This is a genomic window from Paenibacillus sp. WC2504 (assembly GCF_052682475.1).
In genome coordinates, this window is sequence record NZ_JBQZFH010000001.1 from 6,703,862 (window position 1) to 6,722,829 (window position 18,968).

The window sequence follows — 18,968 nt, forward strand, 5'->3', positions numbered from 1 at the left end:
TTGAGTTTTGAACAAAGAAAACCGCCCTTTTGAAAAGGCGGTAAAATTGTCTCTTTTGTACTGCTATTTCATTCCTACTACAGCGGCGAACGCTTGAACGGCGGCATTGGCCACTTCCATGTCTTGCTCCATGGTGCCTCCGGCGACGCCGATACCGCCGACGGTCGTGCCTTCGCGAACGAGTGGTATGCCGCCTCCTAAGATGGTGACTGTCCCTTGGTTTGTCGTGTTGACCCCATAGTGTTGACCGCCGGGAAGCGCCGACTGGGCTAAGTTAGCCGTGGGCATTTGCATGGCTACACTCGTCCAGGCCTTCCCCTTGGAGATTTCGATCCCGGCGATCCGGGCATGGTCCATCCGGTGGAAGGCGACCAAGTTCGCCCCGGCGTCGACGATTGCGATATCGAAGGCGAGTCCCATTTGACGGGCTTTCTGTTCCGCAACCTCGAGCAATTGTTTCGCAATCTCCAATGTAAGTATCTCAAACACTCCTTGTTGTTTTGTTTCCTGCGGAATATTATTTACTAAATTTACTAAATTAGGGGCTGTCACATGAACATTTACGGCGTGGATGGAGTTATTTTGGTAACCTTTTACATTCCATTCAGCCTTCAGCGGTTGAACTTCTCCATGCTCGTTCGTTGCCTTGCTCATAATCGTGTATTGACCTGGTTTTTGAGCTTCCCACGCAAAAGACCATCTCCTCCATGAATAGGGAACATCAGGATCAAGTATGTTTGCTTCATTCCAGAGTGTCCCGCCATCTGTGCTAATCTCTACTTTCGTTACAGAATGCTCGCCAGCCCAAGCATACCCTTGTACCACGTTGGTGCCAACAGCCATCTCTTGCTCTTCTGTAGGAGATGCTATCGTTGAATTGATTAAAACTGGTGATAGCGGTCGTGCATGTTTGTAGTCGTTTGTTTTTTTTAGAATGACATAATCTATACTTTGAAATGGTCCCTTGAATGGCTGATCTACAACTCTGATCCTATGCAGCCATTTAACAGACGCAACTGCATACCATCCAGGTACAATTAGTCTTATTGGAAAACCATGTTTATCGGAGAGCGGTTCACCATTCATTTCATAAGCCAATAAAGTATCTGGGTGAAGTGCCTTGGCAACAGGAAGACTTCTTTTGAAAAATACCTGTCCATCCATGTCATTTCGCTGACCGTAATCTAATCCTTCAAAAACGATCTCAGTCGCACTTGGGGATACTCCTGCTTGGTCTAATACATCCTTCAGTCGAACGCCTCCCCAAATGGCGTTGCTTATCGCACCGAGCTTGAATTGGTTACCTTGTGCTTTTCTTTCAAATAACGAACGCTTGTTTCCTGCACACTCTAGAGTAGCAGATAGCGTGACCTTATTCATGTTTTTCAAATCAGCATACGTAAATTTAATTGGTTGATCTACTAATTCTTCAATTGAAAGGTACCAGGTGTTTATATCGATTGTCGGGTATTCAAAATGATTTCTGACGTAAAATAATTGATTCGGTGTAATGGTTTGGAGGTTGGCAACCATGGGAAATTCAAGATTTTCTGATGGGAAATAGGAAACTGGAACCAAATGAATGTCGCGCATGAACAAATCCACCTCTTCAGCTAAATATGAACAGAACAGCTATAGAATTTATTTTTAGCAAAGAAACGAAATTTTAACCATCAAACATCGTTAAAAGAAAACGAATGGATCGAAGATGAATCCGAGAATGTCGAGCTAGACTGGATAAAAGAACAGGTACAGCAAAGCTAGGATTTTCAAAAGCTAGATTCTTGTCCTCCCCACATACGGATAAATCGGGTCTATTAATTCAAAGTCATATGTATTTCCATTCACGATGCCAACAACTTTTACGCTATCATAAAGATCTAACATAAACCCAGCCATTTCTTTTGCAGCATGAAATTTGGGAACTACTCCTTCATAATGAAACGCATCTAGATCCAAAGCGCTTTTAATAAATTCAGTCGCAGTTGCAGCAGGAGCCAGAACTTTTGCTTTCATGGCAGCTCCTTTTTCTTTCAATTCCTGCGCGATACCTTCTGTAAAGGCACTTACATAAAATTTTGTCGCGCAGTAGGTCACAGAATTGCCGACAATTTGGTACCCTCCTCCCGAAGAAATATTGATGATTTGCGTCCCTTCAACATCTGCATAATCACGCACATAAACAGAAGTCAGAACGGTTATAAAGCTTCAATATTCAAGTGAAGCATCGTCGTAACTTTATTTAAATTTTGGTCTCCAACGGAAGCAAAGCTTCCAGATCCGGCATTATTGATCCAGGTCTCGATCCTATAATCCTGAAGACTTTCGTAGAATTCATAAACATTCGCAGGAACGGATAAGTCACTCGTTCGAATGACAACATCCAGGTCTGGGTTAAAGGTCTGGGTTAAGGTCAGCCACTTTTGATTTTAACTTTTCCAATTCCTCCGTTCTGCGAGCTGCTAGGATTAAGTTTTTTCCACGAGCTGCAAAAGCAAGAGCCGTTTCATACCCAATTCCTGAGCTGGCCCCCGTAATCACCGTATATTTCATATCCGTTCCTCCTTTACCTTGAACTCTTGATGTATATTTCCTTACTACTTTCCAAGTGTATAGACATCATGGGGATTACTGTAAAACATTCTTACATCCTCGTCTTGCCGCCATTCCAACATACACTCATAATCTAATTCAGTCATTCTTCTTAGTGCTATTTGAAGGTTTTGTATCATACTACACCTCAATTTTATAAATATCTTGAAGGTATTTATTCGTGTAGTGATTAAACTCTCCTGCCTGTTAACGTAATGAAGCTGCCAATCTGCCGGCAGCTTCGTCATTCAACTATAGTTCTCCGTTAGTCATAATGAACGAGGCGGCCCCATTTCGCTTATCGTAGGTTACATTTGGTAAAAATGTGTAGTGGGATTCTACTAAAAACCAAATGCAGAGCTACATTCGAAAGGAGCCGCTACTATGAAGGATTACACAAAATTTGTTGGTTTAGACGTATCAAAAGATTCAATTTCTGTTGCTGTTGCAGACACAGAACGTGGTGAGCCACGTTTTCTCGGCAACATTCCACATACACCTGAAGCTATTCGCAAGTGTATGAGAAAGCTAGGCACTTCTGAGCAATTGCATGTATGTTATGAGGCAGGACCAACTGGGTACGCTCTTTTCAGATTTCTCATCTCCATAGGAATTGACTGCATCGTTGTAGCCCCAACCCTTATCCCTAAGCGCGCAGGAGACCGAGTTAAAACGGACCGAAGAGATTCTTTGAAACTTGCAAAGCATCTTCGATTTGGTGAACTTACTCCTGTTTGGACACCAGATGAAGATCATGAAGCATTAAGAGATCTCGTTCGCGCTCGGCATGACGCTAAGGAAGACTTGCATCGAGCTCGTCTTCGTCTTGTCCAATTTTTGCTTCGTCATGATCTGCGTTCTCCAAAAGGAACAAGAAATTGGTCGGTTAAACATCGCGAATAAACATATGGCTATCTTCAATCTCCCATACCGAATTCCAGTTAAAATTTTAGGAAGTAATGTTTAAATGTAATATTGACTGGAAGAATTGGAAACAAAACTGGCAGAGCTGCTTCTGTCGTCACTAGCGAAGCAATTGGGATTCAGCGAATCAATTAAGCACGAAATGTGGCTTAGGATCATTACAGACGGAAATATGATTAAAACGTGGAGAAGGAAACCGAAATTACAGAGAAATCAAAATTTTGTTTTCAGCAAGTTTTTTGCTAAATTTTCTATAATAACATCTCGAAGGCCGTTTTCTTCTTCATCTAGAACATGAATCAGATAGTCTTCTCCCGGCTTAGAAGCTTTAAAGATAACATGCTCTTTATCGATGAGTACAATCTGATGACCGCAATCCATAAGGCATTGCTGATAGTCCGCCAAGGTCGGTTTCTGTTTTTCCTCTAAGAAAATAATGCCTCTAAGCAAAGAAGTTCTGTCATGATGGATGACTTTGAAATGGATGGTAATTTCTTTTTTCACAGTCAGATCAACTCCCTATTTTAACTTCTCTGTTTAGGTTACCAAATCTCGTAAGGAGAATGCTGTGAGAAATGTCACAGTAAAGGGCTGTCTTCTTCGTTTTCCCGATTGGAATGTACTTGTTGTGACCGTAATGTACGCTTCTAAGGCATGCGGGAATAGAAGAAACATTGGAACATTTCCCCATTTCAATAATCTACTGCACGCATACTCCACAATCTCTTGGAGATTGACCATCCCAAGGCTCTACGGGTCGACGCCCTTACATTCCTTCGTTACACCTATCCAAGGTGTGGAGACCCATAGCGTTTAGCGGATGGGTCTGTGCCCTTATGAAGAACGAACTCGGTCCTCCGTGCTTTCTTTTTTGAAGTCCTGCGAATGAATCAATTTACATTAGTTCGAAGATGTTAGGCAGCGTGAGTATACGGAATGACCGTTTTTTCAGGAGTGAATGACTCCTCGGAATGTACCAAGCCAACTAAGATTCGTGCCAGTTTTCCGAGCAATTTAAATATCGACTTCTGCTTACTCATATGTTTAATCTGAACATTATTCAAATGTAATTGCTTAAATATAGGATTTGTTCCCACTAATGTTAAGGTAGCCAGATACAAATATTTTCGGAGTGTGGAATCTCCTCGTTTCGAGAGTATGATCTGGCCTTTACGCTTTCCAGACATGCTCTCTGCCAAATTTAAACCGGCTTTTCGTAGCAACTGACGACCGTGAACGTACTGTGTCAGATCACCGGCACCAGCCAGAATTGCTGCAATATAGATCGTGCCCAAACCTTTAACGGAACGAAGCTGGCTAGCAATCGGGATCTCACCAAGTAAAGACGCGATTTCTTGTGCTATTTGATTCAATATACCGTCAATGCGCTCGTACTCTTCTGATAGCGATTCAGATCCTGTTTGGCCTCATACAGCGCTACCGTCTCCCCCACGCTTTGAGCAACTTTAGAGAGTAATTCAGCTGCCTTCTGAATACCTGTGGAGCCGCCAGCTCGTTTCATATATTTTCGCCAACCTGTAATAACTTCTGATGTAGATTGACCTTTTAGATCCAACGGAGACGGAAACTCTTTGAGTGTAGCAATGGAGCGTGGGCAGGACTGTACCAGTAGTGTCCCGTCGGCTCCATGCCAATTATGATATCCTTCAGTCGATGTTTTTGTTGCAAACCTTCCATCCAACGCTGTAATTTCTCAAATCCCTGGATAGTGTTTTTGAATGATAGATGCTGGGTTGTAAGGACAATTCCTCGATAATTTGTAGCTTGAGCTACTTGAGTTTCTTTTGCCATATCAATGCCCACAACTAGATGTGAAGTAGTAATTCGTTCAATACGTTGATTTTGTCCGTCTGATTGCTTAAATTTCATAATAAGAGTGCCTCCTTAATGGTGTTGGGTATCTACCCGTCGACAAACCCATCATACCGAGGCGCTCTTTTTTTGACAAAGCCCATTTCTTAGGCTATACAGGAATGTTTAGCACAACAATTCGTTATACATCCAACTTGAATTCTATCTACGACTGTTAAACGTGAACATGCCAGTTGCCTTCGCTGTCGCAATTCAACTCAAATATCATTTGTTTCGTATAAAAGTTCCCTTCAGAATCCTCCACAATAATGTCGGGGTACTCATTCATTAGACTTTTACAAAATTGGAGGGCCATTCTATTACTCACTTCATATTCCAAACTACTCGGTTCAATTTGTATGATTAGCTTTGTTAGAAGGTTAAACTGTTTCCGTAATTCGGTTAATTCTTTTTGAAAGAAATCTTCGTTTATTTGATGTGAATAGTAAATCCATATTGATGCTTCTCCATACTCAATAACAAAATCATCCATAGCATTTAAGCACCCGCCTTTTCTAAGAACGAGTTCGCCTAATTCCGATTTAGTTATATGTTGCTCCTTGAAAAGAGTGTAAACGTTGGACATAATTTTCCTCCACCTGATAGTTGAATCACAAACGAACAATAGATCGGTTCCATCGCTGCTATGCACTTATTATACAACGAATTTCGTTGAGTATCAACGTTTTTCGTTGAGTTTTTTCGAGAGATATTGTATGATAGTTTAGAGGTGATTAGATTTGTTAAAATTAAAAATTGATAAGCTAATGCAAGCACGAAATATGAGCGTTAAGCAATTAAGTGAGCTGACCGGTATTCGTTGGAATACAGTGGACGATTACTCTAAGAATAAGGCTAAACATTGGACGCCTATACACCTAGAAGCCATTATGAAAGTATTTGAACTCGAAGGCATCGAGCAGTTAATTGAAAGGACAGAGTAAACTATCCGTCAATTTCGATGAAAAAAAGAGCCTACCTTCTAATAAGAAGTAGGCTTATTTCATTATTGTGCTGTAGGTTTGCAATAGGTAAGCATTTGATGTGATCTCCAGCTTTTCCCCTGCTCCGCACGGAGCGTGCCAGTTTCCAAGCACTCCGCGGTCCATCTAACTGAATTTACTAAATCATAACTTCCTCGTTACTCATTAATTTAGGAAATGTTAAACTGGTTTTAATACATATTTTTCACGGTATTTGTTGATCTGGTGCATCATCAATTCCGTTAAGCCCAGTCTACTCTTGAGTACGTCAATCGTCTCTTTATGTGTTTGGAGGATAAGTTGCCCTACCTCTTTGTTGAGGATTCGCAAATTATTAAACTTGTCATTTCCACCTAAGTGCAACGGAATATAGTGGTGGCAGTAAACATCGGATGCGAAGAGATACATGCCTGTAATTTCGCATTTCCCCATTTTCATGCTGTACCGACTAATTCGATTGTCCATATATTCAACACTTTGATTCGGGATGCTAGATTTCGTTAGTAAATAAATTTCCTGACGTAAATCTGGTCGAAGTTTTTTGTGTATTTGATCTCTGCCTGAAGTGCTAAAGAGTGAAAGCCCTGTACTGAAGCCCATCGTATTCTTTGTTTTTACATTGGCAAGTGGATATAGATACACATCTGCTATTTTAAAAGTCCTGTAACCCAAGCTGTAAAATTTACTGTACGTTGGCGGTGGATTTGCAGGATGCTCATATTTCCCGATTTGTTTGAGACGATTGTACATGAAAGCTCGCAGATCATAGGCAAGACGTGAGAACGCAACACTTACGTGTGTTGCCCGATTGAAGTAATTGTGAATTCCTAGTACAAAACTATTGAAATGTGCAGCATTTAGAGCCGTTGGCGAAGTCCTCATTTTGAGGATGTGTTTCTTGACTTCGCTTTTGATTTTATGCCTTTTGCTCGCTTTAATGCCCGTATGCGCTACTCGTTTACGACCCTTTTTATTCGCTCGGATTGTAAAACCAAGAAATTCCGACTCTCGTTTTCGCAGATTAATGATCTGCGATTTCTCTGGTGAGATGTCTAGTTTCAAGCGGTCTTTGAGATAAAGAACAACCGCATAATACCACCTATGGGCCGATCTCCAATCTCTACAAATGATTTTGAAGTCATCGGCGTAACGCACCAGATAGCCTTCTTTCAGACTTGAGCGTATTTTCGCAGCCCTTTCGCCAGTTCTTGATTTGAAAGTTTTTTTCAGCGGAAAGAGTTCCCATTGAGCTGCAACCCAGTGATCTAAGTCATTTAATACAATATTCGAGAGCAGTGTTGACAGTAAACCGCCTTGTGGTACACCTTTTGAAGGTATTCCTTCCCCCTCGATTTCCGCTTTTAGCATTTTAGAGATGCAGGCTAAAACCTTTCTATCTCGAATGCCCATGTTCCAAAGTTGCTTCAAAAGTAGCGTATGGTTGACATTGTCGAAAAATCCCAAGATGTCGATATCTACTACATAATGCATCGAAGCCTGATTGATAAGAAACTGTACTCTTGCCATGGCATGGTGCGCCGATCGAAGTGGTCTGAAACCATAGCTATGGTTGTAGAATTGAGCTTCAGCTATTGGCTCAAGGACTTGTTTGAAGCACTGTTGAATGATGCGGTCGAGGATGCACGGGATGCCAAGCGGTCTCATTTTACCGTTATCTTTTTCGATGAGCTTCCGTCTGACATTCTTGGGGCGATAGTTTTGCAGTTTGTTTTGGATTTCACTCACTAGTTCTTGTTCGGTTCGTTGTTCGATGTCTGTGATGGTTAGTCCATCTGTTCCTGGTGTCTTTGATCCTTTATTGGATTTCATGGTACGGTAAGCCAACAAGATGTTTTCTCTGGATGTCACGATTTCATAGAGACGTGAAAATATCTCATTGTTTTCTGATCTTACGTACAGATCCGTAAAAGATTCTGTCATGCCGTAATACTCCCAATTTCGTAAAGCTTGCACTGCGGCATCCCTCCTTGACGAAGCGATGTCCCCACATTCCTACCTGATCGGTGCAATTCACGCATGGAAAATGATCGTTCTTTTCAATTAGACTTGGGGCTGTTCCTCCACCTCCATTACAGAGGTTTCTTCGGTCGTGCCCCTGCCCTCACAAGGATAAATTCATTTCGGCAAATGCCTTATTGCAACCGTTTCGGGTAACAGCCCTTCTTGCAACGTCCCTTGCTTTCCAAGTCCCTTACAGCCTAGCTATCTTTTCTGAACTTAGGTGCTTCCTCTAAGCCCGTGAGATTGATACCACCATTGTTCGGCATAGCGTATTTCAGAGGCGAAAATTTTACTTTACGCCACTCACCCCATCGTTTGATGGTACATACGTTTCCGCATGCTCTAACTGTAGACCTGTACATTCGGAAGTTCTTCAGTTCGCTTCTGCGCGAACATTCTCACCGTATTCAGTTTTTCAGCCACGCGACATATCCGTTGGCATACCTTTTCTACTAGAATGGCTTCAGCCTTCGTTCTGTCGAATCTACCTGAACTTCGCACCCCAAGACCTGTTAGTCGTGACGCGCGCAGGAGTATTGGCGGGATGGTTTCAGGATACATGGTTCCGTCATTCCCATCCTTGGTTGTAAAGTTAAGATTACTGCAGTAATCTCCTGCTTTTCACACTGTTTGGTGCTTATAGCAGAACTTGTCGTACTTCGCCGTTAGTTGAATTCCAGGATTACTCATCGAGAAAATTCTCTTTTGAAGTCTTCATACATATCCAATGCTTCTCGTAGTATTTCTTTTAAATCATTGTAATCACGGAATATAGGCTTAAATATTTTATCATCGACATTACCGTCTAACTGGTATTTTATTATTCCCCAAAGCCCCCAAACTTCTTTGAATTTCACCACCTATCCATACTGACCAGATGAGTTCAACTAGTCCATATTTAAGAGAAATATTGAACTGGAAATTATAGTTAAAGAATTCATTCACAATTTTAAAGAAATTTTCCTTACTGTTGAAGGATGCTTTGTAACCTAATTCATTAATTATTCTCTTACATCGTTATTATTGTAATTTTCAAAGCTTTCGTTTGGATCATATTTGTATTTCAATGACAAGTTTCTAAAACGGTTAATGAAATCGATATTATCCAGTGCTAATTTGAGTTCTTTAGTTAACGGTTCCAAAATGTTCCTCCTACGTTCGGGAAATAAGGTTATTAAACATTCATATATATATTTACGTTAGCCTCATATTACCATACAACTAATGAACATATCTGCCCGATAGCTGAATAGTCTGCCGTAGTTATTCGCGGCAGCCCATCTATGTTGGTTGTTCAATTATCAACCTGTTAGTTTGAGGTTATGGTTTGTTTGTTTGTTTTACAAAAGTACCATGCTGCTTTCACCAGAAAATAGCTCTAATTCTTTTGTAACTGTTTCTTTCATCTTAATCGAACAGTTCTCACTACAAAGTGCAAAGATCCCATCCTGTCCACTTCTTTTTGCTTCTGAGCCATCGGCAACAACTATTAAAGGAACCCTTGTTCTTCTAGTACTTAAATATATTGAAATTATTCCTCCGTCTTTCTCGTTAAAATCAACTCCTGACGCAAACTTGACATTTAGACCGTAGCAAGGCTTATCTTCTTTTATTTTCTTCATACACCATGAGCATCTTAGCATTACAAATGCCTCCTAATTCTTCAAAGTCTTTTAATACTATAGTTTTCCGTACTTTAATGCTTAGTATGTCATCACCAATGTTTTTCCATTGCTTCTTCACATCGAGCAAATCCATTTCTTTCATAGAACTCAACACTGGTGCTACTTGGCCAAAGAATAAGAAACTCTTCATCATTTTCCTTGGACCATTTTTCCATTTTCATGTGTATTTCTGTTCCAATGCCTTGGCTTCTAAAGGCTGGACGAGTATAGACATTAGTTACATATCCGTAGTAAGGATCTCGAGTTTTCCCCGGTCTCGGTACTTTATGTATCAACTGTACGTACATATGTGAAACTATCTTTCTTTCAACTTCTGCTAACCAAATATACCAATCTCCGCTTTCAAACGCTTTAACTAGAAACTTGCTACAAGTATGGTGAAACTCATTGAAACTAACCGTACTAACTCCGTAATCCTCTATAGAAAAGTCCCAACGCATTTGAACAAGTTCATCTACATCGTCTAATGTTGCTAATCGTACAATTGCCATTCTCTCATCCTCCTCGTTCTGGTCTATGAATACTTATGAATACCGGTACGGTCTCGCGGCAGCTTCTACTGTATAGCATTAAGCTATCGTTACCCGTTTCATCAATGACAAGAACTATTTGGTGGCTTAAAATATATCTAAATGCGCATGGGAAATGGTGAATGATTCTAGTCCCATCAGATGCAGCTTAAAGGAGAAAGAAAAACTCTAATGGGAAAAATAATTTTAACGATGCACATGTCGCTAGACGGCACGCTCGCGGCACCGAATTCAATACATAAGCGATTGGATTTACAGCTTCCCCTGCCTTATCATAGACCAAATACGGTAAGAGCCGAAAAGTGCAGCCAACAGCAAAATAATAAGGTTAAAAAGCCATATTCCAAGTCGATTGATATCTATTAGCTCTTCAACACTCGTGAACACAAAAACTGCGAGACCCAAGAATACGGTGTACATTAAGACATTTGGAATAATCAAAGCAATTCTTTGTCCCATCATGAGATCCTCCTTCATAATGATTGAGTGCATAGTCCCCTATATTTTGTTTAACGAGAGTTAAATATACATTTAATTCCATTATTAAACGGAAATGTCGGTCGGTTTTAACCAACTGCTTTCGTTTTGGTTTACTGGGCTCTCTTTCTCCGATTAGCTCAACGATTCATTTTTCATTAAACGCTCATTACCGTATATTCAAGTTTAAAGTGCATAATAAATTGTTGATTTAAGAAAATTATAGTAGTTTAAAATGAGTACTTGCAATTGAGGGGGGAATGTCTTTGGATAAGAATCTGTATAACATTAAAGATGTTGCTATATATTTACGTAAAAGCCGAGGTGACAATCCTCCATTTTCACTTAGAGCGCTCCACTTCATTTTAACTTCATTTCAGGATTACTGTCCGTTAACGTAACGAAGCTGCCCGACCGTGCCGGCAGCTTCGTCATTCAATTATAGTCTCGTGTTTATGATGTATTATTTGAATAGAGAACTCTCTCTTAAAACAGCTCATTTCATCGTCTAAATAGAACATCTTTTATGGTGTTGGTAATCAAATCCATTATCCCCATTGTCTCATAGTTTTTAAACGTTTCATTATTCAATTCTTGATCTCCACCTAAAGTAAACCCATCATATTTCCCATCCTTGAACGTAAGTGCTAAATCATATGAATGCCCAGTTTGGTTATGTAGAATTTTAGAGATGGCAATTATGTCAGAAGTTTCACCCTCAAAAACAGTGAAACCTTTAGACTCAAGTTTTTGATAAACTTCTTTCGCAAATTTAATATCCATCTGCACACTCCCCATGCTTGTATTTTCTAAACTCACCAGCTGATGGCATATTTGACTACAAGTATAGTTCTTATTGATTATATTACATGCATCGAACGTGCAATACAAATATTTCCTGATTGCTGATAATTCTCAAGGAAATTTAGTAGCTGCTCAGCCTTCATCCCGATTTGAAATGCTCCTATGCTTTTCCCTGGTATTATGTCCCCATATCCCAAAATATTCATTTCGATCACCCAATTGTAGTGTCTTTGTTCCATTTTACCATTAAACTAATCTTATCTGCCCGTTAGTTGAGCAAAAGGCTGCCGATCCTTTACTGTCGGCAGCCTTCTCCTGAGATGGTTATTGAGCTAAAGTTTCCAGTTAGCACAATGAACCAATCGTCTATAAAAATGCCATGTACACTCCTTTACCTGGTATTAACTTGAATCCAAGATTATTAAATAAATTTCTAGCAGGAGCATTTTCATCATCTGTTTCAAGCTGGAATCGGGACGCTTTGTTATCAATGGCTATATCTATGGCGTATTGCATTAGCTTTCTACCTACACCTTTATTCCTATGCTTCGGCGATGAATATACATAAGGAACAAGGGACTTATTTAAAGATACAATCTCTACACTCATTCAGAAATACCCTCCACATTTCAAAGACATATCCATATAATACCATGTAATATCGTAAATGGTTGGAATTAACCTGCCCGTTAGCTTAACGACTTACGTCTTCGAAGCAATTCAGGTGTATATGAAAACTAAACCATTTTTGATAATCCACACACGATTATTGATAATCAAGGATTATTTCCGTATTGGTGATTATGATGGGCTTGGGATTTGTATCTCTAATTTACTTTCTGAGAAGTTCTGGTGTGCTGAGAATGAGGACTGAAACTGAAGATATATGAAGTAAAAGTATGAGTTGTCTTTATCTAAATTTAATGTGACATCCCTTGACCTATCTCGGATAATGTTGATTGAGGTGATGAGGAATGACAGATGATGCTTTATACGTAGATGTCACTGGCAAGACAAAGAAAGGAGATTCAAAGGATAATATTTAGAAAATTAAGAGAAGGTTATGTTTTGTATTCATTACGTGGCGCAATACCAAAAGTCGAAAAGGATGGTACTCATTTTTATTTGATTTTCAGAAAATAGCACCAAGAAGGTTCTATTTTTTGTCTACGAGAAAATTGAGCATCTGATAACATTTAGGGAGTAAGACTAGGAAAAATAATTAAATAGCGGTAGCCAGGGTATTTAAGACTCAAGGCTGCCGCTTCTTTTATTTCAAATCGCTTATTAGTAATCTAGCTCAAAGGTTAATCTTTGTTACGCTATACTGCCCGTAACGACTTACGTCTTCCAAGCAATTCACGTGTATATGAAAACATTTATGATAATCCTCACACGATTATTGATAATCAAATGAAGGATTATTTCCGTAATGGCGGTTAGCGTCTAGTAATGCCCCGACGCCATGACCACGTTTTTTGAATCAGTATGTTTGAACGTTAATTAAACCGTCTCCTCCACCAAAACGCTGGAGGGGACTTTTACTTTTATGTAAGTGCATGTCTCCCTCTTGGTACCGCAACATTCTGTGCTCAACAAGCAAGTAGCAGCCCGTTTATGCCGATCTTTCCACCGAATATGATCCATCACAAACCCAAGCCAGACAAAGTGCCTTTAAGTTTCCTAGTTGGTTAGGCAAGTAATACGCAGAGAGCGATTTTCGCCGGAGGATACGGGCCTGGAGTTCGCCAATGGGCAACGTAAATAGTCCATTAGAAATTTCGTAATGTAGATTTTATCAGTGTCCCAACTATAATACCAACAAACAAGCCAATTATACCTAACCAAACTGCACCAAGATAATATGCCGAAAAAATTATACCGATTGTTCCACAAAACGCACCAAATACAAATGGGATTGTACTATACGGTCTTGTGTCTCCACCTGCGTCTTTATACGCATCCCATATGCCGAACATGTATATACAAGGATAAAACATCAACCATTGGTAATTAGTCTGGTTTATTGTCTTTTCAATTTCACCGTGAAAACTAGATATGATAATGACATTCAAATTTGAATTTACATTAATTAGAAATTCCAACCCGATCAATAGTAGCCCCTTTAATAGTTTGCCGTTCAGTAATTGTCCAAATCCTGGAAGAGCTATACTCCAAAGAATAACCTCGAGTTGAATACTTTTTTTCAATTAACTCACGCTCTTCTTTTTTATTATTTACGTTATTTTGCACTAAATTTTTGTGTCTTATTGGGAATCGGTTCTTGAAATGAAAGGAAAATTGATGCATTGATTTATTCACGAAAGGAAATAATAGATGGAAAATGTTTACGAACGGAGGATCTGTTGGATATGAATAATCTGAAAGAACAAATGCAGCTTAATTCTGAAAGTTACGTAAACGAAAAATTAACGTCAGCAGAGCAAGGTAAGCTGTGGGCAACATTTACGGGGAATACCATGAGCATATGCGTTTTAAGTTATATGTTGAATCATGTTGAAGATCTAGAAATCAAGAAAGTCCTTGAAGACGGTCTAAGCTTATCCGAACAATTTGTACAGTCTATCAAAGGGATCTTTATCCAAGAAAATTATCCAATACCTAAAGGATTTTCTGAAGAGGACGTAAATGTTGGTGCACCGAGGCTATTTAGTGATGAGTTTTATCTTCATTACTTAAAGTATGTCGGCAAAGCGGGAGCAAGTCTATATGCAATTGCTGTTCCAATTGTAACGAGGCCGGATGTTCGGGTATTTTTCACTCAATGTCTCGACTCAACAACAAAATTTTTGAATGAGGTGAACACAACATTAATCAAAAAAGGGTTTATACTAAAACCTTCCTTCATTCCTTATCCCAAGAATGTTGATTTCATTAAGAAGCAAAGCTATCTCAATGGATTTTTCGGTAATATTAGACCGCTTCAAGCTTTAGAGATCACCCATCTGTTCGATAACATCGAGAATAACGCGACAAGCAAAGCAGTTTTAATTGGCTTTAGTCAAGTTGCCAACTCGAAAGAAGTAAAGGCTTATTTTCTAAGGGGAAAGGAACTAGCCACCAAACATTATAATATCTTTAGTAAAGTGCTGCAAAAAGAAAATTTATCATCTCCCCCAATCTTTGACCCTTTGGTGTCGACTTCAACAATTGCGCCGTTTTCAGACAAATTGATGATGTTCCATAAGCTGGACATGTTTGCAATGAGAATAAGAGGATACGGGAATGCTTTATCGATGTGTGCCAGACATGATGTTGCCGAAAAGTTGGGACGTCTTACACTTGAAGTCGGAAATTATGTCGAAGATGGAGCAAATATTATGATTGAGCACGGTTGGTTGGAACAGCCGCCGCAAGCCGCGGACCGTGACGCCTTGGTGTTCAATAATAAGGTTGAGTAGTCCTAAAGTTTTTACATATGCTTCAAGAAACTAGATAATGTATCTGAATAGATAATAAAAAGCAGCTGCCTTGGCAAGCTGCTTCTTTAACTTAATCTGAATCGCGCTTTATGCCCTTGCTTCAAGCGTTGCTTCATTCAAATAACATAGAGGTCAAAAGCCTCAAAAAAGCCTATCTAGGAGGGTGCAGTGGAGACGTGCACATATGGAACATTATGGGTGATGGGCACTTCACCTTTGTTTGCGCACGCCCTCTTCTAATTCCCCCAGCAGAAAACTCCTCGTTCTCTCCTTCGCCTAATCTAACTTCACTATGAAATCCTGCGAATTCATGAGCTTGAGTGAGGAAACCGAATAATTTCGAGGGAGCGTAATGTTTGTTCGAATCATTTCTTAGGTTATTATTTGGCTTTTACCATCGGGCTAACGGATCTTTAAGCAACATTGCTGCAAATAGATTGAGAAGCTTGCTGTATTCATTTGCATATGCTTGTTATCACCGTCCAACTTACTGAGCATAATGCCTCCCTCCAACAAAGAGATTGCAAATGAAGCAAGCGCATTTGAATCCAGATCTTCCTTAAACTCCCCTGTTTCAATCCCGTCACGAATAATACCTTTTATAATATCCAAGTATGTATTCAGCCCTTGCCTTGCTCGATTACGAAGCTCTATATGAGTATCATCACATTCTACAGCCGTATTTTGCATGGGACATCCGCCAATAAATGGTGGATTGTTGACAACATCTTCATAAACACGAAAAAAAGCAATCAACCGACCTGACGCGGACTGCTCTTGATCAACCGCCTCAGAAAATTTTCTGGTGACCAAACTGGCAGCGTAATTGTAGGCTTCAAGCGCAATCTCGTCTTTACTGGAAAAATGTCGATAAATACCTCCCTTTTTAATTCCGGTATCGGCAATAATATCGTTTAGCGATGTACCGGCAAATCCTTTCTGGTTAAAAATTTCAGCCGATTTCATAATGATGTGTTCTCGTGTCCGATCTCCTTTTTTCATGGGCTCCTCCGAAAAAAATTTATTCTAATATAATATTATATCAAATTTTATGACCGAAACCTTGTCAATCACTTAAATCCTGATATAATAAAGATACCGATCGGTATCTTTAATTGTACAACAAGCCGGTTCTGAAGGAAATAGTCGAGTCATCCACTCAGTGCTTAAATTTGAGCACGCAAGATAAACCATGGAAGAACTGATTTCTTTTTGATTTCATGACAGACATACGCCTGTTTGAAATAAATAATAGAACTTATAGGAGGACTTGGAGATGAATGTAAAAGTAGGAATTAACGGTTTTGGACGGATCGGACGACTCGCTTTTCGCCGAATTCAAGATGTGGAAGGCGTGGAGGTTGTGGCGATTAACGACCTTACCAACGCTAAGATGTTAGCTCATCTGCTCAAATATGATACAACGCAAGGTACTTTTCAAGGTGAAATCGAAGTGCATGACGGAGCCTTCACTGTTAACAGTAAAGAAATTAAGGTACTTGCTAACCGTAACCCTGAAGAAATCCCTTGGGGCGAGCTTGGCGTAGACATTGTGCTCGAATGCACAGGTTTCTTTACCACCAAAGAAAAGGCGGAGCTGCATCTAAAGGGCGGCGCCAAGAAAGTCGTCATTTCCGCCCCAGCAACAGGCGACATGAAAACAATCGTATACAACGTAAATCATGAGATTCTGGACGGAGCGGAAACTGTTATTTCCGGCGCTTCCTGCACAACGAACTGTCTAGCTCCCATGGCTAAAGCTCTGCACGACAAGTTTGGCATTCAATCCGGGTTAATGACGACCATTCATGCCTATACAGGCAACCAGAGCACCCTTGACGCTCCAAATCCAAAAAACGATTTCCGCGCAGCACGGGCCGCTGCAGAGAACATTGTTCCCTATTCGACTGGTGCTGCTAAAGCCATTGGACTGGTTCTTCCAGAACTGAAGGGCAAACTGGATGGGGCCTCTCAACGTGTACCTGTATCAACAGGTTCCGTGACTGAACTCGTTACCGTTTTGAACACAGTGGTAACAGCCGAAGAAGTTAACGCCGCCATGAAAGAAGCCTCTGATCCAGAAACCTACGGATACACAGAAGACGAGATCGTATCTTCCGATATAAAGGGTATGACATTCGGGTCCCTTTTTGATGCTACCCAAACAAAAGTTCTAACGGTCGGAAACCAACAACTGGTCAAAACCGTAGCTTGGTACGATAACGAAATGTCTTACACAGCCCAATTGGTTCGCACTCTGGAGCACTTCGCTAAACTAGCTAGGTAAATAACTTCCCAAAATCAAAAGATGCAAAGAAGGCAAATTCGATGAAAGATGCACTCAACAATACGATATTCGAGAAAAACGAAGCGCGTTAAACGATTTAAGCCATTATTTTAACTTGCCCTCATCGATCATTTCATTGTCGGTCACCGGTTATTCGATTATGTTCGCTATCTCCTAGATCACCAACAGCCGGTTGTCAGATTTTGTTTCGTTTGAAACGGTTGTTCGCCATTAGTCTGGTTTTGACGGGAGGCGCGTCGGTTGGGGCCATGCTTAGCAACCATTTCTGGGTGCTGCTTGCAGCTCGCGTTGTGCAAGTTGCCGGTGCGGGCGCAGTGATCTCCCTGTCCATCGTACTTCTGACCCGTTACGTACCGTTGAGGCGGCGGGGAAAATCGATGTCGTTCATCTTCTCCTCTGTGTCACTGGGGTTTGGACTAGATCCCGTGATTGGCAGCCTTGTGGTGCAATATCTAGGTTGGAAATATCTCTTTGCAATTACCTCCTTACTGTTGTGCATTGCTCCACTACTTGTGCGCTTTATTCCACAAGAGTCGCTGCCCAAACGATCTTTTGATATACTTGGAGCCTTATCATTGAGCTCTGGTACGGCAGGACTGTTAGTTTTTTTGACATACTATGATCCTACCGCCTTAATGATCGGAATCCTGGGGTTGCTCGTCTTTGTTATGCGTATCCGCAAAGCTGAACACCCGTTTGTGATGCCGTTATTATTGACTAACAAAACTTATCTTGTGCTGGCCTTTATCGGGGTTCTATCTTATTTATGCAACTTCTCCACGCTTTTTTTGTTGCCGCAAATGCTACTGAAGCATTTTGGTTTGAGTGCAAGTCAACCGGATTTATTATTTTTCCGGGCGGTATTTTATCCATACTGCTATCAAGAATGGTCGGATTAATGATCGACAAGAGGGGAAACCGCAGCATGTTACGCGCGACTCCTTTACTCATACTATTGGCTGCCGTATTGTTCGCAGGAGTGGGGACTCAATATTGGGTAGCGGATGTTTTCGTATACGTGCTGATGAACTTAGGCTTTGCTATCATCAGCAGTAGCGTTTCAAACGAAATTTCGTGTATATTGCCCTCCTCCCAAATTGGCTCAGGCACGGGGTTATTTCAACTGATGAAGTTTATCAGCGGCATTGCCGTGTTGTCTAGCACGCTAGAATGGCAACGGGCTCTTCCGCCTAGTCATGTGTATGCAAACCTATTCTGGAGACTGGCCGTGATAGCGGTTTTGGCTAATCTGTGTGGTTTTCTTTACGTAAGACGATTAGGGCAAAATGCTGCGAAGATATTGGCAACTGCCCAGTAATTTGTATCGT

General features: G+C 40.6%; 22 protein-coding genes and 1 pseudogene. 6 read left to right on the forward strand and 17 right to left on the reverse strand.

The window, feature by feature from the left end:
- Nucleotides 1-63: 63 nt before the first annotated feature.
- Together ACUN27_RS30280 and ACUN27_RS30285 are read right to left on the reverse strand one after the other, a co-directional pair.
- Nucleotides 64-1,593 (reverse strand): molybdopterin-dependent oxidoreductase, encoded by a 1,530-nt coding sequence (locus ACUN27_RS30280; RefSeq protein WP_445558646.1) that lies wholly within the window; start codon nucleotides 1,591-1,593, stop codon nucleotides 64-66.
- A 183-nt stretch (nucleotides 1,594-1,776) separates the two neighbouring features.
- Nucleotides 1,777-2,553: pseudogene (locus ACUN27_RS30285) on the reverse strand (SDR family NAD(P)-dependent oxidoreductase).
- 423 nt (nucleotides 2,554-2,976) lie between these two features.
- On the opposite strand from ACUN27_RS30285, the gene ACUN27_RS30290 reads away from it, so the two are divergent.
- Nucleotides 2,977-3,495 carry an IS110 family transposase gene (locus ACUN27_RS30290; RefSeq protein ID WP_445560097.1) on the forward strand — a complete coding sequence of 173 codons (519 nt, stop codon included), beginning with the start codon at nucleotides 2,977-2,979 and terminating at the stop codon, nucleotides 3,493-3,495.
- Between the two features lie 234 nt (nucleotides 3,496-3,729).
- On the opposite strand, the gene ACUN27_RS30295 is transcribed toward ACUN27_RS30290, so the two are convergent.
- From ACUN27_RS30295 to ACUN27_RS30315, 5 genes are all read right to left on the reverse strand, one after another.
- A complete protein-coding gene (locus ACUN27_RS30295) occupies nucleotides 3,730-4,020 on the reverse strand; it encodes a hypothetical protein (protein WP_127452558.1) in 291 nt (96 codons plus the stop codon).
- 410 nt (nucleotides 4,021-4,430) lie between these two features.
- Entirely contained in the window at nucleotides 4,431-4,889 is a 459-nt protein-coding gene (locus tag ACUN27_RS30300; protein WP_445560098.1) for a transposase, read from the reverse strand.
- Entirely contained in the window at nucleotides 4,886-5,038 is a 153-nt protein-coding gene (locus ACUN27_RS30305) for a hypothetical protein (RefSeq protein ID WP_445560099.1), read from the reverse strand. The genes ACUN27_RS30300 and ACUN27_RS30305 overlap by 4 nt, the downstream gene beginning before the upstream one ends.
- Before the next feature lie 44 nt (nucleotides 5,039-5,082).
- Nucleotides 5,083-5,406: an IS110 family transposase gene (locus tag ACUN27_RS30310; RefSeq protein ID WP_445560100.1), complete on the reverse strand. Its 324-nt coding sequence runs from the start codon at nucleotides 5,404-5,406 to the stop codon at nucleotides 5,083-5,085.
- 157 nt (nucleotides 5,407-5,563) lie between these two features.
- The gene (locus tag ACUN27_RS30315) at nucleotides 5,564-5,974 is read right to left on the reverse strand and encodes a hypothetical protein (protein ID WP_445560101.1); all 411 of its coding nucleotides are present in this window, start codon (nucleotides 5,972-5,974) and stop codon (nucleotides 5,564-5,566) included.
- Nucleotides 5,975-6,128: 154 nt separating this feature from the next.
- On the opposite strand from ACUN27_RS30315, the gene ACUN27_RS30320 reads away from it, so the two are divergent.
- The gene (locus tag ACUN27_RS30320) at nucleotides 6,129-6,332 is read left to right on the forward strand and encodes a helix-turn-helix domain-containing protein (protein WP_445560102.1); all 204 of its coding nucleotides are present in this window, start codon (nucleotides 6,129-6,131) and stop codon (nucleotides 6,330-6,332) included.
- Nucleotides 6,333-6,551: 219 nt separating this feature from the next.
- Here ACUN27_RS30320 and ltrA read toward each other — a convergent pair whose 3' ends face one another.
- From ltrA to ACUN27_RS30365, 9 genes are all read right to left on the reverse strand, one after another.
- Nucleotides 6,552-8,345 carry a group II intron reverse transcriptase/maturase gene (gene ltrA, locus ACUN27_RS30325; protein ID WP_445560103.1) on the reverse strand — a complete coding sequence of 598 codons (1,794 nt, stop codon included), beginning with the start codon at nucleotides 8,343-8,345 and terminating at the stop codon, nucleotides 6,552-6,554.
- A gap of 734 nt (nucleotides 8,346-9,079) precedes the next feature.
- Nucleotides 9,080-9,250, reverse strand: coding sequence for a hypothetical protein (locus ACUN27_RS30330; RefSeq protein WP_445560104.1), 171 nt, complete (start codon nucleotides 9,248-9,250; stop codon nucleotides 9,080-9,082).
- A 144-nt stretch (nucleotides 9,251-9,394) separates the two neighbouring features.
- Complete coding sequence (locus tag ACUN27_RS30335) at nucleotides 9,395-9,535, reverse strand: hypothetical protein (RefSeq protein WP_445560105.1); 141 nt, start codon at nucleotides 9,533-9,535, stop codon at nucleotides 9,395-9,397.
- A 198-nt stretch (nucleotides 9,536-9,733) separates the two neighbouring features.
- Nucleotides 9,734-10,015, reverse strand: coding sequence for a hypothetical protein (locus ACUN27_RS30340; RefSeq protein WP_445560106.1), 282 nt, complete (start codon nucleotides 10,013-10,015; stop codon nucleotides 9,734-9,736).
- Between the two features lie 92 nt (nucleotides 10,016-10,107).
- Nucleotides 10,108-10,569 (reverse strand): GNAT family N-acetyltransferase, encoded by a 462-nt coding sequence (locus ACUN27_RS30345; RefSeq protein WP_445560107.1) that lies wholly within the window; start codon nucleotides 10,567-10,569, stop codon nucleotides 10,108-10,110.
- Between the two features lie 291 nt (nucleotides 10,570-10,860).
- Nucleotides 10,861-11,070, reverse strand: a complete 210-nt coding sequence (locus ACUN27_RS30350; RefSeq protein WP_445560108.1) for a hypothetical protein — start codon at nucleotides 11,068-11,070, stop codon at nucleotides 10,861-10,863.
- Nucleotides 11,071-11,586: 516 nt separating this feature from the next.
- Nucleotides 11,587-11,868 carry a hypothetical protein gene (locus ACUN27_RS30355; protein WP_445560109.1) on the reverse strand — a complete coding sequence of 94 codons (282 nt, stop codon included), beginning with the start codon at nucleotides 11,866-11,868 and terminating at the stop codon, nucleotides 11,587-11,589.
- Nucleotides 11,869-12,255: 387 nt separating this feature from the next.
- Complete coding sequence (locus ACUN27_RS30360) at nucleotides 12,256-12,498, reverse strand: GNAT family N-acetyltransferase (RefSeq protein WP_315955843.1); 243 nt, start codon at nucleotides 12,496-12,498, stop codon at nucleotides 12,256-12,258.
- A 1,163-nt stretch (nucleotides 12,499-13,661) separates the two neighbouring features.
- Nucleotides 13,662-14,099 (reverse strand): hypothetical protein, encoded by a 438-nt coding sequence (locus tag ACUN27_RS30365; RefSeq protein ID WP_445560110.1) that lies wholly within the window; start codon nucleotides 14,097-14,099, stop codon nucleotides 13,662-13,664.
- A 162-nt stretch (nucleotides 14,100-14,261) separates the two neighbouring features.
- On the opposite strand from ACUN27_RS30365, the gene ACUN27_RS30370 reads away from it, so the two are divergent.
- Nucleotides 14,262-15,311, forward strand: a complete 1,050-nt coding sequence (locus ACUN27_RS30370) for a DUF3231 family protein (protein WP_445560111.1) — start codon at nucleotides 14,262-14,264, stop codon at nucleotides 15,309-15,311.
- A gap of 423 nt (nucleotides 15,312-15,734) precedes the next feature.
- On the opposite strand, the gene ACUN27_RS30375 is transcribed toward ACUN27_RS30370, so the two are convergent.
- Nucleotides 15,735-16,334: a TetR/AcrR family transcriptional regulator gene (locus tag ACUN27_RS30375; protein ID WP_445560112.1), complete on the reverse strand. Its 600-nt coding sequence runs from the start codon at nucleotides 16,332-16,334 to the stop codon at nucleotides 15,735-15,737.
- A 274-nt stretch (nucleotides 16,335-16,608) separates the two neighbouring features.
- On the opposite strand from ACUN27_RS30375, the gene gap reads away from it, so the two are divergent.
- From gap to ACUN27_RS30390, 3 genes are all read left to right on the forward strand, one after another.
- Nucleotides 16,609-17,619 carry a type I glyceraldehyde-3-phosphate dehydrogenase gene (gene gap / locus ACUN27_RS30380; protein WP_445560113.1) on the forward strand — a complete coding sequence of 337 codons (1,011 nt, stop codon included), beginning with the start codon at nucleotides 16,609-16,611 and terminating at the stop codon, nucleotides 17,617-17,619.
- Between the two features lie 212 nt (nucleotides 17,620-17,831).
- On the forward strand, nucleotides 17,832-18,539 hold the full coding sequence (locus ACUN27_RS30385) for an MFS transporter (RefSeq protein WP_445560114.1): 708 nt from the start codon (nucleotides 17,832-17,834) through the stop codon (nucleotides 18,537-18,539).
- Between the two features lie 26 nt (nucleotides 18,540-18,565).
- A complete protein-coding gene (locus ACUN27_RS30390; RefSeq protein WP_445560115.1) occupies nucleotides 18,566-18,958 on the forward strand; it encodes a hypothetical protein in 393 nt (130 codons plus the stop codon).
- Nucleotides 18,959-18,968: the final 10 nt, after the last annotated feature.

Coding starts and splice junctions, on each gene's coding strand:
- ACUN27_RS30350 (WP_445560108.1), bottom strand. CDS start 11,070: ATGATGGGACAAAGAATTGCTTTGATTATTCCAAATGTCTTAATGTAC.
- ACUN27_RS30360 (WP_315955843.1), bottom strand. CDS start 12,498: ATGAGTGTAGAGATTGTATCTTTAAATAAGTCCCTTGTTCCTTATGTA.
- ACUN27_RS30315 (WP_445560101.1), bottom strand. CDS start 5,974: ATGTCCAACGTTTACACTCTTTTCAAGGAGCAACATATAACTAAATCG.
- ACUN27_RS30390 (WP_445560115.1), top strand. CDS start 18,566: ATGTTACGCGCGACTCCTTTACTCATACTATTGGCTGCCGTATTGTTC.
- ACUN27_RS30345 (WP_445560107.1), bottom strand. CDS start 10,569: ATGGCAATTGTACGATTAGCAACATTAGACGATGTAGATGAACTTGTT.
- gap (WP_445560113.1), top strand. CDS start 16,609: ATGAATGTAAAAGTAGGAATTAACGGTTTTGGACGGATCGGACGACTC.
- ACUN27_RS30310 (WP_445560100.1), bottom strand. CDS start 5,406: ATGAAATTTAAGCAATCAGACGGACAAAATCAACGTATTGAACGAATT.
- ACUN27_RS30280 (WP_445558646.1), bottom strand. CDS start 1,593: ATGCGCGACATTCATTTGGTTCCAGTTTCCTATTTCCCATCAGAAAAT.
- ACUN27_RS30370 (WP_445560111.1), top strand. CDS start 14,262: ATGAATAATCTGAAAGAACAAATGCAGCTTAATTCTGAAAGTTACGTA.
- ACUN27_RS30305 (WP_445560099.1), bottom strand. CDS start 5,038: ATGAAACGAGCTGGCGGCTCCACAGGTATTCAGAAGGCAGCTGAATTA.
- ACUN27_RS30340 (WP_445560106.1), bottom strand. CDS start 10,015: ATGAAGAAAATAAAAGAAGATAAGCCTTGCTACGGTCTAAATGTCAAG.
- ACUN27_RS30290 (WP_445560097.1), top strand. CDS start 2,977: ATGAAGGATTACACAAAATTTGTTGGTTTAGACGTATCAAAAGATTCA.
- ACUN27_RS30375 (WP_445560112.1), bottom strand. CDS start 16,334: ATGAAAAAAGGAGATCGGACACGAGAACACATCATTATGAAATCGGCT.
- ACUN27_RS30355 (WP_445560109.1), bottom strand. CDS start 11,868: ATGGATATTAAATTTGCGAAAGAAGTTTATCAAAAACTTGAGTCTAAA.